This is a genomic window from Photorhabdus cinerea (assembly GCF_011189575.1).
GTDB classification, from domain to species: Bacteria; Pseudomonadota; Gammaproteobacteria; order Enterobacterales; family Enterobacteriaceae; genus Photorhabdus; species Photorhabdus cinerea.
This window is the reverse complement of the sequence record NZ_PUJW01000005.1, coordinates 50180-65346: the sequence shown is the minus strand read 5'-3', so window position 1 is coordinate 65346 and position 15167 is coordinate 50180. Positions and strand designations below refer to the sequence as shown.

At 41.7% G+C, this 15167-nt stretch carries 14 protein-coding genes; 6 read left to right on the top strand and 8 right to left on the bottom strand.

The window, feature by feature from the left end; genetic code table 11:
- Positions 1 to 5: 5 nt before the first annotated feature.
- Together selD and C5469_RS06125 are read right to left on the bottom strand one after the other, a co-directional pair.
- Positions 6 to 1049 carry a selenide, water dikinase SelD gene (gene selD / locus C5469_RS06130; RefSeq protein WP_166303748.1) on the bottom strand — a complete coding sequence of 348 codons (1044 nt, stop codon included), beginning with the start codon at positions 1047 to 1049 and terminating at the stop codon, positions 6 to 8.
- Between the two features lie 12 nt (positions 1050 to 1061).
- Complete coding sequence (locus C5469_RS06125) at positions 1062 to 1613, bottom strand: NAD(P)H nitroreductase (RefSeq protein WP_166303745.1); 552 nt, start codon at positions 1611 to 1613, stop codon at positions 1062 to 1064.
- Between the two features lie 170 nt (positions 1614 to 1783).
- Here C5469_RS06125 and sppA point away from each other — a divergent pair, with 170 nt between their 5' ends.
- From sppA to pncA, 3 genes are all read left to right on the top strand, one after another.
- On the top strand, positions 1784 to 3640 hold the full coding sequence (gene sppA, locus C5469_RS06120) for a signal peptide peptidase SppA (protein WP_166303742.1): 1857 nt from the start codon (positions 1784 to 1786) through the stop codon (positions 3638 to 3640).
- 164 nt (positions 3641 to 3804) lie between these two features.
- Positions 3805 to 4824: an asparaginase gene (gene ansA, locus C5469_RS06115; protein WP_166303739.1), complete on the top strand. Its 1020-nt coding sequence runs from the start codon at positions 3805 to 3807 to the stop codon at positions 4822 to 4824.
- A gap of 12 nt (positions 4825 to 4836) precedes the next feature.
- Complete coding sequence (gene pncA / locus C5469_RS06110) at positions 4837 to 5475, top strand: bifunctional nicotinamidase/pyrazinamidase (RefSeq protein ID WP_166303736.1); 639 nt, start codon at positions 4837 to 4839, stop codon at positions 5473 to 5475.
- 64 nt (positions 5476 to 5539) lie between these two features.
- Here the strand turns inward: pncA and C5469_RS06105 are convergent, their stop codons facing one another.
- Both C5469_RS06105 and msrB read right to left on the bottom strand, forming a co-directional pair.
- Positions 5540 to 5809: a YeaC family protein gene (locus C5469_RS06105; RefSeq protein ID WP_166303733.1), complete on the bottom strand. Its 270-nt coding sequence runs from the start codon at positions 5807 to 5809 to the stop codon at positions 5540 to 5542.
- 84 nt (positions 5810 to 5893) lie between these two features.
- A complete protein-coding gene (msrB, locus tag C5469_RS06100) occupies positions 5894 to 6304 on the bottom strand; it encodes a peptide-methionine (R)-S-oxide reductase MsrB (RefSeq protein ID WP_166303730.1) in 411 nt (136 codons plus the stop codon).
- Between the two features lie 345 nt (positions 6305 to 6649).
- Between msrB and gapA the strand changes: the two genes are divergently transcribed.
- Positions 6650 to 7645, top strand: coding sequence for a glyceraldehyde-3-phosphate dehydrogenase (gene gapA / locus C5469_RS06095; RefSeq protein ID WP_166303727.1), 996 nt, complete (start codon positions 6650 to 6652; stop codon positions 7643 to 7645).
- 125 nt (positions 7646 to 7770) lie between these two features.
- Entirely contained in the window at positions 7771 to 8649 is an 879-nt protein-coding gene (locus C5469_RS06090; protein WP_166303724.1) for a D-hexose-6-phosphate mutarotase, read from the top strand.
- A gap of 76 nt (positions 8650 to 8725) precedes the next feature.
- Here C5469_RS06090 and C5469_RS06085 read toward each other — a convergent pair whose 3' ends face one another.
- From C5469_RS06085 to fadR, 4 genes are all read right to left on the bottom strand, one after another.
- Positions 8726 to 9478 carry a MipA/OmpV family protein gene (locus C5469_RS06085; protein WP_166303721.1) on the bottom strand — a complete coding sequence of 251 codons (753 nt, stop codon included), beginning with the start codon at positions 9476 to 9478 and terminating at the stop codon, positions 8726 to 8728.
- A gap of 274 nt (positions 9479 to 9752) precedes the next feature.
- Positions 9753 to 10826 (bottom strand): alanine racemase, encoded by a 1074-nt coding sequence (gene alr, locus C5469_RS06080; protein WP_166303718.1) that lies wholly within the window; start codon positions 10824 to 10826, stop codon positions 9753 to 9755.
- A 1-nt stretch (position 10827) separates the two neighbouring features.
- Positions 10828 to 12138 (bottom strand): D-amino acid dehydrogenase, encoded by a 1311-nt coding sequence (locus C5469_RS06075; protein WP_166303715.1) that lies wholly within the window; start codon positions 12136 to 12138, stop codon positions 10828 to 10830.
- Between the two features lie 521 nt (positions 12139 to 12659).
- Positions 12660 to 13379: a fatty acid metabolism transcriptional regulator FadR gene (gene fadR / locus C5469_RS06070; protein WP_166303712.1), complete on the bottom strand. Its 720-nt coding sequence runs from the start codon at positions 13377 to 13379 to the stop codon at positions 12660 to 12662.
- Positions 13380 to 13601: 222 nt separating this feature from the next.
- On the opposite strand from fadR, the gene nhaB reads away from it, so the two are divergent.
- Positions 13602 to 15143, top strand: a complete 1542-nt coding sequence (gene nhaB / locus C5469_RS06065; protein ID WP_166303709.1) for a sodium/proton antiporter NhaB — start codon at positions 13602 to 13604, stop codon at positions 15141 to 15143.
- The last annotated feature ends 24 nt before the right edge of the window (positions 15144 to 15167 follow it).

The following is a 15167-nucleotide window of genomic DNA, read 5'->3' as shown; positions in this document are numbered from 1 at the left end:
GGATATTATTCATTAACCTCAATTAGTACTCTGCCTAACCGTTGCTCAGACAATTCACCAATTGCTGTCAGTTCAATGCCATGACATCGTGCAATAGCTTTCACTTCATCCACAGCCTCTGGCAGAACGGCCAACAGCAAGCCACCGGATGTCTGCGGATCACATAACAGTTTGCGCTGAAGTTCTGTCATTTCGCCAATAAGATGACCATAACTGTCAAAGTTACGCCCGGTTCCTCCCGGAACACAACCTTTTTCAATATAGGATTCTACTTCCGGCAATTTAGGAATTTTTGAAAAATAGAGAGTTGCCTGAACACCTGAACCTTCACAAACTTCACTCAAATGCCCTAACAGGCCAAACCCAGTCACATCGGTCATTGCCGTAACACCAGCAACTTCGGCAAAATCAATCCCCGTTTTATTCAATCGGCACATTGTTTCTATCGCTATCCCCTGATGCTCAGGTAACAACAAGCTTTTTTTCTCAGCCGTGGTTAATACGCCGATGCCAAGCGGCTTTGTCAGAAATAGCTGGCTACCTGCTTTCGCTGCACTGTTTTGTTTCACCCGGGCAATGTTAACGATACCGGTTACAGCCAAACCGAAAATAGGCTCAGGTGCATCAATAGAATGTCCTCCCGCCAGTACAATCCCCGCCTCTCTACAAACAGCCCGGCCACCTTCAATCACCTCGCGAGCAATTTCTGGTGCCAGTTTATCAATCGGCCATCCCAGAATAGCTATCGCCATAATGGGCTTACCGCCCATCGCATAAATATCGCTGATAGCGTTTGTTGCAGCAATACGCCCGAAATCAAACGGATCATCGACAATCGGCATAAAGAAATCTGTCGTGCTGATGATACCCGTACCATTCCCTATATCATAAACCGCAGCGTCATCGCGTGTTTCATTGCCAACCAGTAAATGAGGGTCAAGAAACTTTTCCTGTTCACTGTGCAGAATGGTTTCCAGAACCTTTGGTGAAATTTTACAGCCACAACCAGCGCCGTGGCTGTATTGGGTAAGATGAACTTCTGTTGACATAGCAGACTCCGGCTAGAAGTAGCTGACAAAATTAGTCATATCCGGCATGGCAACCTTGCCTGGTGCTTTCAAAGCTGGTGTTCCCAGGTAGAGAAAACCCACTATTTTGTCATGTTCATTACAACTCAGACCGGCACGCACTGTATTATCATCAGTCCATGAGCCGGAACGCCAAATACCACCAAACCCTTGTGCCACCGCAGCCATTTGCATCGCATGTACAGCACAACCAGCAGCAATGACTTGTTCCCATTCCGGTATTTTGGAATTCTCTGTCACTCTTGCAATAACAGAGATGATTAATGGCGCACGATAAGGCGCATTTTTCGCTTTTTCTTCTGCCTCAACACCCAAATTACTGTTAACGGCAGCCTGATGGAGTAATTGACTGAATCGCTCAATACCTTCATTCTGCATGACAATAAAGCGCCACGGGCGTAATGCACCATGATCAGGAGCCCTCATACCAGCAGCCAGAATATTCTGTAATGCTTCACCTTGAGGCGCAGGTGTCGTTAAACGTGATACTGAACGTCGATTCAATAAGAGTTCCAATGCGTCCATATTTTTCTCCTAGATTAAGATGTTTTATTATAAGCTAATATTTTCTATTTGTTTGTTAATGAATAAAAGCCCAAAAGCGGTTTTTTCGGGCAATATGCCACTATTTGAAGCTGACATTGACATGTCTGGTCATTAGGATAGCCTCACTTGATCCTATCTTTGGAGATGATATGCGTATTTTATGGAAGTTGATCGCAAGATTATTTAAATGGAGTTGGCAACTACTGAATTTTGTTAGGGAAGTCGTTTCGAACCTGATTTTTATCATACTCATTCTGGCTGTTGTTGGAGGATTTCTGATTTATCAACAGCCAAACAAAACAGTAGATAGTTATCAGGGAGCATTGTATGTCAATCTCACTGGCGTTGTTGTAGATCAAGTTTCTAACCGTAACCCGTTGAATCAGTTGGGACGAGAACTGTTTGGTGTATCCAGTAATAAATTACAGGAAAACTCTCTGTTTGATATTGTTGATAATATTCGCCGGGCAAAAACTGATGACAAAATCACCGGTCTGGTACTGAAACTTGATGATTTCACTGGCGCTGACCAATCATCTATGCAGTATATCGGTAAGGCAATTAATGAGTTTAAAACTTCCGGCAAACCCGTTTACTCTATCAGTGACAGTTACAATCAGTCACAATACTATCTAGCCACCTATGCCGATAAAATTTATCTGTCACCACAAGGAACTGTTGGTCTTTACGGCTATTCAACCAATAATCTCTATTACAAATCCTTGCTGGATTCACTGAAAGTTACCACCCATATCTTCCGTGTCGGAACGTATAAATCAGCCGTTGAACCCGTTATGCGTGATGATATGTCTCCAGCCGCCCGCGAAGCTGACAGCCGTTGGGTCAACGGTCTTTGGCACAACTACCTCAATACTATCGCCACTAATCGCAAACTTTCTGTTCATCAAGTATTTCCAGGTGCTGATGAGATGATTGCTAATCTGCGTGCGGCTGGGGGTGATAACGCCCAATATGCACTTAAACACAAGCTGGTCGATTATGTCGTTCCACGTAATATTATTGAAAGCGAAATGACCAAAGCCTTTGGTTGGGATGAGAAAAACCAGCATTTCAATGCCATCAGTATTTATGATTATGCACCACAGAATAAGTCATCATCCAAGGGCAATATCGCCGTTATCGTAGCACAAGGTGCAATCATTGATGGACAGCAAGCCCCGGGAATGGTTGGCGGTGATACAACCGCTGCTCAGATCCGCCAGGCTCGTCTGGACGATAATATCAAAGCAGTTGTTCTGCGAGTAAACAGCCCTGGTGGCAGCGTAAGCGCTTCTGATGTTATCCGTACCGAACTGGCTGCCCTACGTGCGGCAAATAAACCCGTTGTCGTTTCTATGGGTGGGCTGGCTGCATCCGGCGGTTACTGGATCTCCACACCGGCCAACTACATTATCGCAAACCAAAGTACGCTGACCGGTTCTATCGGTATCTTCGGTGTTATCACAACCTATGAAAACAGTTTGGATCATATTGGTATCCACACTGATGGTATCGCCACAACGCCATTAGCTGATATATCCTTCACTAAAGGGCTGAGTAAAGAGTTCTCAGAACTGATGCAGCTTAATATTGAGAATGGCTACAAGAACTTTATTGGCTTGGTTGCTGATGCTCGCAATAAGACACCGGAAGAAGTTGATAAGATTGCTCAGGGGCATGTGTGGATTGGTAATGATGCGAAAGCCAATGGATTGGTCGACCAATTAGGTGATTTCGATGATGCCGTTGCAAAAGCAGCAGAATTGGCAAAATTGGATAAGCCAGAACTTGACTGGATGCAACCCGAAATGTCATTTAGCGAATTGCTGATAAGCCAATTAACGACAACCGCTCAAGCCATAATGCCGGAAGCTATTCAGGCATGGCTGCCTGCTCCGCTGGTTCAAGTGGCCCAGCAAGCGAAACAACAGGTAGAGTTCTATCGCCATTTGAATGATCCACAAAATCGCTATGCATTTTGTTTAAATTGCGAGGATATTCGCTAAAAGGCCGTAACCATGCCATTAGCAAGAATATGTCATGATAATTCATGACATAGCTCTGGCAGTATTTGAATTAATTAAATCATTAGCCTGATAGATACCCTGTCAGGCTTTTTTTATTTGGTAATATCCCTATAATCCAGTTGATCTTTTTACGAGGCACAGTCATGCAGAAGAAATCTATTTATGTCGTCTATACCGGCGGAACAATTGGAATGCAACATTCATCTCAGGGATACATTCCCGTTTCCGGGCACTTGCAGCACCAATTAACCAAGATGCCTGAATTCCACCGCGCTGAAATGCCGATATTTACTATCCGTGAACATCAGCCACTGATTGATTCTTCTGATATGACACCAGAAGACTGGCAATGTATCGCTGACGATATCCAGCAGAATTACGATGATTATGATGGTTTCGTGATTTTGCATGGCACAGATACGATGGCGTTTACCGCATCAGCTCTCTCTTTTATGTTTGAGAATCTTGGTAAGCCAATCATTGTTACAGGGTCACAAATTCCATTAGAAGCACTGCGTTCCGACGGGCAAACAAACTTGCTGAATGCGCTTTATCTTGCCGCTAACTATCCAGTTAATGAAGTCAGCCTGTTTTTCAATAATAAGCTGTTCCGTGGAAACCGGACAGTCAAAGCCCATGCAGATGGTTTCGATGCCTTTGCTTCACCAAACTGTTCTCCATTAATGGAAGCTGGTATTAATATCAAAGCCTTCAATACATGCCCGGCACCTGCCAGCCAGGGTGAATTTATCACCCATCGAATTACTCCCCAGCCAATTGGCGTAGTAACCATTTACCCCGGCCTTTCCAGTCAGGTTGTGAATAATATTTTAATGCAGCCAGTTAAGGCATTAATCCTACGCTCATATGGCGTTGGAAACGCGCCACAGCACCCTGAATTACTGAAAGAGCTAAAACAGGCAACAGAAAGAGGGATTGTCGTTGTCAATCTGACTCAATGCATTTCTGGTAGGGTAAACATGGAAGGATACGCAACAGGCCATGCTCTGGCTGAGGCTGGCGTGATAAGCGGTTATGATATGACTTTTGAAGCAACTTTAACCAAATTACACTATTTACTCAGTCAATCGTACAGCCATGAAGAAATTAGATATCTAATGCAACAAAATTTACGTGGTGAATTGAGTTATGCTGACAAATAATCCAGGAAAAAGATGAAAACAGCACTATTACTTATCGATATACAGAACGATTTCTGTACTGGCGGAGCCTTAGCCGTAAAAGAAAGTGAACAAGTCATTGATGTTGCAAATCAGGCTATTGATATTTGCCTGAAGTACAATATCAGTATTATTGCTAGCCAAGATTGGCACCCTGCTAAACATATGAGTTTCGCAGTGAATTCCGGTCAGAAGATCGGTGATATTGGTGTACTGAATGGTATTCCACAAATATGGTGGCCGGAACATTGCGTTCAAGGACAACATGGCGCTGATTTTCATCCACAGCTAAACAAACAGGCCATTATCGAGATTTTCCATAAAGGCGAAAATCCACAAATCGATAGCTACAGCGCTTTTTTTGACAATGGCCATCAGAGTAAAACCCAGCTTGATAACTGGTTGCAAACACAGCAAATTGAACGTCTGTTCATTATTGGCATCGCCACCGACTATTGTGTGAAGTTTACCGCACTGGACGCATTGGCATTAGGTTATGAAACCTGGGTCATTACCGATGGCTGCCGAGGGGTTAACCTCAATCCAGATGACAGTAAAGTGGCGTTCAAAGAGATAAAAGAGCAAGGCGCTATGCTAATAAGAATTGATCAGCTAGAAGATGCCCTTGTCTGATACCCATAAGGGCCAGGCTGAGTTCAACAAACTCAGCCTTTCCGCTAACCTAACCTTCCGCAGATTATGGTTTCAATGTTGCCACCATTTCAGACTGAAAAGCGGCTTTCAGCTCCTGCTTACTCTTCATTACCAACCGACCATCGGTGCCAATTGTCATATGCTCCGGATCATGGTTATGCCTTGCTTGCCATAACATAATCATTTGCAGGCTATATTCCTTCTGCTCTACAGTCAGAGGCACACCATCCTGCCATTTGCCCAGTTCCACTGCCTGAACCAAGTTTTGATATATTTCTGGTGTCATTACAGATAAAAGATCATCCAGTTCCATTGATATTTCCTCATTACTTTCCAGAATTAGCTGAAACGATTTAATTTCTTAAATTAATGGTTATACCGACAATGATAAAAATAACTAACCTGCTGTTTTTTCGCCTGTATTTTCATCAGTAAAACTTAACGCAGCCGAGTTGATACAAAAACGTTCACCTGTCGGTTGCGGACCATCAGAGAACACATGTCCCAAATGAGCGTCACAATGACTACAACGAACCTCAATACGATGCATATTATGACTATTATCATCAATATACAGTACTGCATCGTTACTGACAGGCTGATAAAAACTCGGCCAGCCACAGCCAGAATCAAATTTAGTATCAGACATAAACAACGGCTGTTCGCAACACAGACAATGATATACGCCACTTTTTTTATTATGTAGTAATTTCCCTGAGAATGGAGACTCCGTCCCGGCATGCTGGGTAACATGACGCTGAATATCAGTAAGCTCTGTATAAAGGGAAACATCAGAATTCTTAGCCATCACGACCACCTTAATAAAATAAGACTAATGTTCTTACAAAATTAATTAATAATAACAAAAAATTAACATCACATCAGTGGAATTTATTTTAAGTGGTTAACTGAATATGTTTATCCTACTATTTGTGATGTGACTCGCATATCTAACCGATTAACTTTAAATATCTGTCTGTGCCCCGATAATGATGGGCGGATCGATTGCCAGTATCCTAAGAGCAAACGTCTAAATGGTGGACTCGAAGTCGAGGTTTTTCGATTATTGACACGATTCCGCTTGACGGCTGGCAAGGTTTTGGTAACTTTAGTAACAACTTTTAATTCACTAAAAAATAGCTGGTGGAATACTATGACTATCAAAGTAGGTATCAACGGTTTTGGTCGTATCGGCCGTATTGTTTTCCGTGCTGCACAAGAACGTTCAGACATCGAAATCGTCGCAATCAACGACTTGCTAGATGCCGAATATATGGCTTACATGCTGAAATACGATTCAACTCATGGTCGCTTCAACGGTACTGTTGAAGTCAAAGACGGCCACTTGATTGTTAACGGTAAAACTATCCGTGTTACAGCAGAAAAGGACCCAGCTAACCTGAAATGGAATGAAGTGGGCGCTGATGTTGTTGCCGAAGCAACAGGTATTTTCCTGACCGACGAAACAGCACGTAAACACATTACCGCTGGTGCGAAAAAAGTTGTTCTGACCGGTCCGTCCAAAGATGACACCCCTATGTTCGTTATGGGTGTTAACCATAAATCTTATTCAGGTCAGGACATCGTTTCCAATGCTTCCTGTACCACTAACTGCCTGGCACCACTGGCTAAAGTTATCAATGATAAATTCGGTATTGTGGAAGGTCTGATGACCACCGTTCACGCAACTACCGCAACTCAGAAAACTGTTGACGGCCCTTCTGCAAAAGATTGGCGCGGTGGTCGTGGTGCTGCTCAAAATATCATCCCATCTTCTACTGGTGCAGCTAAAGCTGTCGGTAAAGTGATCCCTGAATTGAACGGTAAACTGACTGGTATGGCTTTCCGTGTTCCAACCCCTAACGTATCTGTTGTTGATCTGACTGTACGTTTGGAAAAACCAGCCACTTACCAACAAATTTGTGATGCCATCAAAGATGCGGCTGAAGGCGAACTAAAAGGCGTTCTGGGCTACACCGAAGATGACGTAGTGTCTAACGATTTCAATGGTGAAAAACTGACTTCTGTGTTTGATGCAAAAGCAGGCATCGCCCTGAACGACAACTTTGTGAAACTGGTTTCCTGGTATGACAATGAAACAGGTTACTCCAATAAAGTTCTGGATCTGATCACTCATATCTCTAAGTAACTGAGTAATCACCTTATTTGAAAAGAGCTGCCGGGGAGGCAGCTCTTTTGTTTTTTAATCTGTGTACAACATGCGTTATTCTTGGACAATGCAATACCCTGCTCTGGTTTTACAAGGTCATACGGATGAACGATAAAATTTTTGCATTACCGGTTGCAAAACAGATATCCCCTTCTATCAGTCAACGGAACATGGATGAACTTCCATTGATCGTCATATCTCATCCAAAAGCTCGCGGTGCAATCAGTCTGCAAGGAGCACACCTCATCTCCTGGCAACCAAAAGATCAGGAGCCGGGATTATGGCTAAGCAAGAAAACTTCATTTAAAACAGGCACAGCTATTCGTGGTGGGGTCCCTATTTGTTGGCCTTGGTTTGGCTCGGCTGGAACACCAAGTCATGGTTTTGCCAGAATTCTTCCCTGGGAATTTAGCGCACATAATGAACATGAAAATGGCGTAATATTAACTTTCACCCTGAGAGACAATGAATATACCCATAAATTGTGGCCTTATGATTTTACCTTAATTGCTCGTTTCAAACTGTGTGAAACCTGTGAGGTAGAGCTGGAAACCTATGGTAATTATCAAGCAACCTGTGCCCTGCATACTTATCTGAATGTAAGCGATATTAACCAGATTTCAGTCAGTGGTCTGGGTAAACATTTCATTGATACTATTACTGGCAAAGAGCAATACACAGCAGAAGAATATCTTATTTTCAATGATCGTATTGACCGCATTTACACAGAGCCAGAAGATTTTAGCCTGATAAAGGATAAATCACTGAGACGAACGATTGAAATTCACCATTACCATCACAGTGATATTGTATGCTGGAACCCAGGTGCAAAACTATCGGGTAATATGAAAGATATATGTAATGATGGCTATAAAAATATGGTTTGTGTAGAAACAGCCCGTATAAATAAACCGTTAATCACCAAAGATGATAATCCAGCCCACATTTCGGTTACAATTCGCAGCCGAAAAGACAACCCGTAAATATCGTGCGTTATTCCCCACCAAAAAATCTGAATCCAATCCTATGGATTCAGGTTTTATCCGGTATTATCGCTAATTAGAAGCTATATGTAACGCCTGTCCAGACGATACCTACATATGACTTATTAACCATCGGGCTATCTTTAATTTCATCAGGTAAACGTTCAACACGTCCCATCATAAACACAGACCATTCCTGATTAAATTTATAATTGGCAGATAATTCCAGATAAGGAGTCCAGCTATCACCTGGCGTATATTTTTCCAGTCCACTACGACGTGACTCACTAACTTTTACTCCATATTCGTAGCGGTTTTGTTTTTTGCTACTCCAGACCACACCAAGCCCCGGTTGTAATGACCAATCATCATTTTCAAAATTATACAGATAAGCAAGGTCAACCGTCATACCTTTGCTTTTACCCAAAGTATCAGCAGCAAAAGAGCTACGTAACGTCCCCCAGTCTTCAATATGACGATAACTGAAACCACCCATAATGGTATCACGACGACGATCCAATTTTTTCATCTGTTCATCTTTGTTATCTTTTGGTCGGAAATTTTGAGGATAATAATACACATCTAAAGATAGCTGATCTTTCGGCTGATTCCACAAATAATACCCAGCGGCCAAAGTATGAAAGTAGAAATTTTCACTTTCATAATTAACCATTGGAACAGGTAGTACTTTATCTTTATTCTTTACCCCCTTATAAGGTGATGCCTCAGCCAGAACAGATGCACCAATTGACCATTGTCCTGCATAGGCTACAGATGAAGAAAGACAAAAAGTTACAACTAAGGTTAAAATTTTAGCTTTATTGGTCATTACTTACGATTTCCTATAAACAATTATGCAATTATCCGGTTTCAAGTGTAAAAGTCATTTCCCCTATTTCCAAGTAATAAAGTTCTACTTTTGCTCAAAGCGCATCATATGCTTAAGCTCTGATTAGTCTTACTAGTAAAAATAACAGATTATACATATGAAACAACGATATATTAATTTAGTGAAAACAATAACTCATTTCCTTCAAATAACATCAGCAATAAACCGTTATTTATCATTCCATCTTGTAGGGAAAACTGCCCCTGTCCAATATTTAACGACATACGGATACCGGAACCCGATTTGCTAGTGCACATAACAATTCATACCCAATAGTTCCAGAAATGCCAGCCACATCATCCACCGGCAAATTCTGTCCCCATAATTCGACAGGGCTACCAATTTGTGCCTGCGGACAAGGCGTTAAATCCACTGTCATCATATCCATTGATATTGCACCTAACATTTGAGTTCTGACGCCATTTACAATAACCGGCGTTCCAGTCATTGCGCTGTGAGGATAACCATCAGCATAACCACAAGCAACTGTACCGACCAAGATAGGGCCGGATGCTGTATATTTGCTGCCATAACCGATCTTTTCCCCTCGTTTCAGATGCTGAATTGCAATAATCTCACTTTGTAAACTCATTACCGCTTTCAACCCAACATCTGCAATATCTTCCCACTTTCCACTAGGTGAAGCACCATAAAGGGCAATACCAATACGTACCCAATCTCTATGAGTTTGCGGATACCACAGAGAAGCGCCTGAATTAGCCAAACATTGGGAAATATCCACCCCCTGACTAACTGAATTGATAACGTTAAGTTGTTCAGTGACACCTATTTTTTTATCTGCATTAGCAAAATGCGACATCAACGTTATTTGCCCAATTTTCCTATTATTCCTTGCTAACGATAAAATCTCTCGATATTGATCAGCTGGAAATCCTAACCGATTCATACCACTATTGAGTTTGAGATAAATATTGATTGGTCCATTTAAATTAGCCTCTTCTATTGCTTTAAGCTGCCAATGACTATGTACTACTGTCGTCAATTGATATTCATCAATTATTCGTAAATCTTCCGGTTGGAAAAAACCTTCCAGCAGTAATATTGGCCCCTGCCAACCCTGTTCTCGCAATAAAATTGCCTCATTAAAATCAAGTAAGGCAAATCCATCCGCCTGATCAAGATGCGGCCATATACAACGTAAACCATGACCATAAGCATTGGCTTTAACTACAGCCCAAATTTTGCTATTACCGACCTTATTACGAATAACAGCCAGGTTATTTTCCAATGCATCAAGATGGATAGTTGCCGAAATCGGACGTGGCATATTAGTTTCTCAGTTCAGTGTGTAATTGGTAACTCAATGGCCCCGGTTGTGTATTGAAACCATTAATATAACGAAATACTGACAGATCATCAGATGCAATGGCGGTTTTTTTACCTGAAATAAGATCGGCCAGTAGCTGACTGGAACCACACGCCATTGTCCATCCCAGCGTGCCATGCCCTGTATTTAAATAGAGATTGTTATATTCCGTAGGCCCAACAATTGGGGTACCATCCGGCGTCATTGGACGTAAGCCCGTCCAAAAATTAGCTTGAGTAATATCCCCGCCTCCGGGAAAGAGATCCTGTACCACCATTTTCAGTGTTTCACAACGAGCTTTAAGAATATTTAAATTGAAACCCACAACTTCTGCCATCCCACCAACGCGAATACGGTTATCAAACCGGGTCATAGCAATTTTATATGTTTCATCCAACGCAGTAGATACCGGAACCCGTTCTGCATCTACGATAGGCATAGTTAATGAATAACCTTTCAATGGATATACTGGGATTTTGACAAGATCTTTCAACAGATCAGTGGAGTATGACCCCATCGCAACAACATAATTGTCTGCCGTCATGACACCATCTTCGCACTGTACGCCGGTGATACGGCGCCCTTCTACCAACAACTGCTTGACCTGTTTATTAAACAGGAACGTCACACCAGCGGCTTCTGCCATTTTTGCCAACTCTTTGGTAAAAAGCTGACAATCGCCCGTTTCATCGTTAGGCAATTGTAAACCACCTGTCAGTTTGTGAGCGACATGCGCCAGTGCTGGCTCTACTGTCGCCAATTTATCCGCAGTTAACAAATTATAAGGAACACCCTCTTGTTCAAGAACCTTTATATCATTCACCGCATTATCAAACTGTTTATTTGTGCGGAATAACTGAAGAGTCCCCCTCTGACGACCTTCGTATTGAATGCCGGTATCTGCTCTCAGTTGTTTGAGACAGTCACGGCTGTACTCTGCCAATCGTATCATCCGGCTTTTATTTATCGCATAGTGATTCGCATCACAATTGCGCAACATCTGCCACATCCAGCGCAACTGAAACAGTGATCCATCAGGGCGAATAGCCAACGGAGAATGGCGTTGAAACATCCATTTAATTGCTTTCAGTGGAATACCCGGCGCTCCCCATGGCGTCGCATATCCAGGAGAAATCTGCCCAGCATTAGCGGCACTAGTCTCCTCAGCGGCACTTCCTTGACGATCAATAACTGTTACTTCATGACCTTGCTGCACTAAATACCAGGCACTGGTTACACCTATAACACCACTACCTAAAACAAGGATTTTCATCATGACCCCCTGATGATAAAAAATTTAGGCAAGCATAATATGCTGTTTATAAAAAACCAATATAGAACAATCATCGGTAACGTCAATAATCTACATTTATGATTTAGGTCACAATTAAATTACAATTATGCAACAACATTATTTGTTATTTATGCACAAACGATTTATAAAAAAAGACATTAAAATCATAAAATTAAAGTAAAAATTGTGGTGTAGATAGCATGCTAATTATTTCATACCCAGTAATTATTCTTAATTTTTTGACTAAAATAGCGAGTCAATCAAACAACCACAAGATACCAATAACCATCAATTAATCGAAATAAAAACTCAGACAAAAACCAAAATTTCGGAATATTATTCCGAAACAGGTACATTGATAATTGGCGTAAGATTAAGAGGAAAGAAAAAACAAAATTCCCGAGGCAGAGAACTTGCCTCGGGCCAACTCAAAATAATTTTGATTTGAAATTAATGAATCAAGATCAGGCTTGAAGTTAAACAAAAATACAAATGAGATATCAACGGCAAACTTCAGCCAAATCACTAGGCATCGTACTTTGCATGCTGTGCCAAATTACACCACTCTCTTTGCCATAGCTACGCACACATTCCATGACCTTATCGTAGGATTTATCACGGCATAACGTCACCAATTGCTGATAAAAGTTCATCGCTAACTTGCGTGCTTCAGGATTAGAGAAATAATAACGACCTACACGGGTATACAGCCCTTTCAACCCATTGATAATAAGCCCATAAATTGGGTTTCCTGAAGCAAAAGCCAACCCACGGAAAATGTCATAATCCAAAGAGCTAAATGACTCTGAACTATCTTCCACATTCTCCCTTTCTGCCAACACTTCCAATGACTGCTCAGGGTTATGCCTGAAAGCAGTGCGAATAAATATTGCTGCAATATTCGTTCTTACTGCCAATAGGTTATCAATCAATTCAGGAACACGATCGTGATCAAGACGGGCCAGCGTTTCTAAAATATTAAGACCCGATGTTTCCCAAAAGTTATTCACCTTTGTTGGTTTGCCATGCTGAATAGTTAACCACCCATCACGTGCCAAACGCTGTAATACCTCACGTAAGGTAGTCCTTGTTACACCAATCAACTCAGATAATTCACGCTCTGCTGGCAGAATGGAGCCAGGAGGAAAACGGCCGTTCCATATACTCTCAATAATATATTCTTCCGCAAAACCTGCGGGACTTTGAGCCTTAATGACCATATTTTTGTTATTCCAACGCGATTATTTCAACTAATAATAGATGAAATTATATCAGAATCCGCCCCTCCAATATAGCGATCTAGTCTAGAAACCAGAAAAATGACCAGAAAAAAGACACGCTAACAACTTAATTGTCCCTAATCTCTCTTAAAATATTTTGTATTAAAGCGTACTATTGTTTAATGAATACAATCTCACATACTTGGATGAATTTTAACCACAATGAAAACCAGTATCCGACAAGCAGTGACAAAAAACTTTCTCGGTAACTCACCAGATTGGTATAAGCTAGCTATCATCAGCTTTCTTATCATCAACCCACTTGTATTCTTCTTCATCAACCCATTTGTTGCCGGATGGTTGCTTGTTGCCGAATTTATCTTTACTTTGGCAATGGCACTTAAATGTTATCCATTACAACCGGGTGGCTTGTTAGCAATTGAAGCCGTTATCATCGGCATGACATCGCCTCAACAAATTAGTCATGAAATTGCTAATAATCTGGAAGTTATCCTGCTGCTGATATTTATGGTTGCAGGGATTTACTTCATGAAGCAGTTATTGTTGTTCGCTTTCACTAAACTACTTCTTTCCATAAGATCCAAGCGAATGCTTGCCTCAGCATTCTGCCTGTCCAGCGCATTCCTCTCTGCATTTCTTGATGCCTTGACGGTTATTGCAGTGGTTATCAGTGTTTCCCTTGGCTTCTATTCTATCTATAACAATTTTATATCTAATCAACATGACGTAATTAATGATAATGGTCACATTAACACTGTAGAAAAGAAGCAAACTCTCGAACAGTTTCGTGCTTTTCTGCGCAGCCTAATGATGCATGCAGGTTTAGGTACTGCCCTCGGTGGTGTGATGACGATGGTAGGTGAACCACAAAATCTGATTATCGCCAAACACGTTGACTGGGATTTTGTCACTTTCTTTATTCGCATGGCTCCGGTCACCTTACCCGTTTTTATCTGTGGGCTGTTAGTCTGTTTCCTGGTCGAACGCTTTAAGCTCTTCGGTTATGGTGCAGAATTACCGGAACGTGTCCGAAAGGTACTGGAAGATTATGATGAAAAAACCAGCGCAAAACGAACCCGGCAGGAAAAAACACAGCTTATTGCTCAGGCACTGATAGGTATATGGTTAGTTATTGCTCTAGCATTTCATCTGGCAGAAGTTGGCCTGATCGGCCTTTCAGTCATTATTCTTACCACTTCATTCTGCGGTATTACAGAAGAACATGCATTGGGTAAAGCGTTTGAAGAAGCGTTGCCATTCACTGCATTACTCACGGTATTCTTTTCCATTGTTGCAGTGATAGTTGATCAACAACTGTTTACACCATTTATTCAGTTCGTTTTACAAGCTTCAGAAGCTTCACAGCTTTCTCTGTTTTATCTATTTAACGGCCTGCTCTCCGCAGTATCAGATAACGTATTTGTTGGTACGGTTTATATCAATGAAGCTATGGCTGCTATGCGAGATGGCCTGATATCACATAAACAATATGAATATCTGGCGGTTGCTATTAATACCGGCACTAATCTGCCTTCCGTTGCAACACCTAACGGGCAAGCAGCATTCTTGTTCCTGTTAACCTCAACATTATCACCATTAATCCGCCTGTCTTATGGTCGAATGGTCATGATGGCACTACCCTATACCATTGTGATGACGCTGGTCGGTTTACTGTGTGTGGAATTTTTACTCATTCCGGTAACGGATATGATGGTCCAGTGGGGATTAATTACTTTGCCATAACTGATAAGAAACTTATGCCGTATG

Excerpts from the sequence above, each read along its gene's own strand:
- selD (WP_166303748.1), bottom strand. The coding sequence starts at position 1,049 with ATGTCAACAGAAGTTCATCTTACCCAATACAGCCACGGCGCTGGTTGT.
- C5469_RS06125 (WP_166303745.1), bottom strand. The coding sequence starts at position 1,613 with ATGGACGCATTGGAACTCTTATTGAATCGACGTTCAGTATCACGTTTA.
- sppA (WP_166303742.1), top strand. The coding sequence starts at position 1,784 with ATGCGTATTTTATGGAAGTTGATCGCAAGATTATTTAAATGGAGTTGG.
- ansA (WP_166303739.1), top strand. The coding sequence starts at position 3,805 with ATGCAGAAGAAATCTATTTATGTCGTCTATACCGGCGGAACAATTGGA.
- pncA (WP_166303736.1), top strand. The coding sequence starts at position 4,837 with ATGAAAACAGCACTATTACTTATCGATATACAGAACGATTTCTGTACT.
- C5469_RS06105 (WP_166303733.1), bottom strand. The coding sequence starts at position 5,809 with ATGGAACTGGATGATCTTTTATCTGTAATGACACCAGAAATATATCAA.
- msrB (WP_166303730.1), bottom strand. The coding sequence starts at position 6,304 with ATGGCTAAGAATTCTGATGTTTCCCTTTATACAGAGCTTACTGATATT.
- gapA (WP_166303727.1), top strand. The coding sequence starts at position 6,650 with ATGACTATCAAAGTAGGTATCAACGGTTTTGGTCGTATCGGCCGTATT.
- C5469_RS06090 (WP_166303724.1), top strand. The coding sequence starts at position 7,771 with ATGAACGATAAAATTTTTGCATTACCGGTTGCAAAACAGATATCCCCT.
- C5469_RS06085 (WP_166303721.1), bottom strand. The coding sequence starts at position 9,478 with ATGACCAATAAAGCTAAAATTTTAACCTTAGTTGTAACTTTTTGTCTT.
- alr (WP_166303718.1), bottom strand. The coding sequence starts at position 10,826 with ATGCCACGTCCGATTTCGGCAACTATCCATCTTGATGCATTGGAAAAT.
- C5469_RS06075 (WP_166303715.1), bottom strand. The coding sequence starts at position 12,138 with ATGAAAATCCTTGTTTTAGGTAGTGGTGTTATAGGTGTAACCAGTGCC.
- fadR (WP_166303712.1), bottom strand. The coding sequence starts at position 13,379 with ATGGTCATTAAGGCTCAAAGTCCCGCAGGTTTTGCGGAAGAATATATT.
- nhaB (WP_166303709.1), top strand. The coding sequence starts at position 13,602 with ATGAAAACCAGTATCCGACAAGCAGTGACAAAAAACTTTCTCGGTAAC.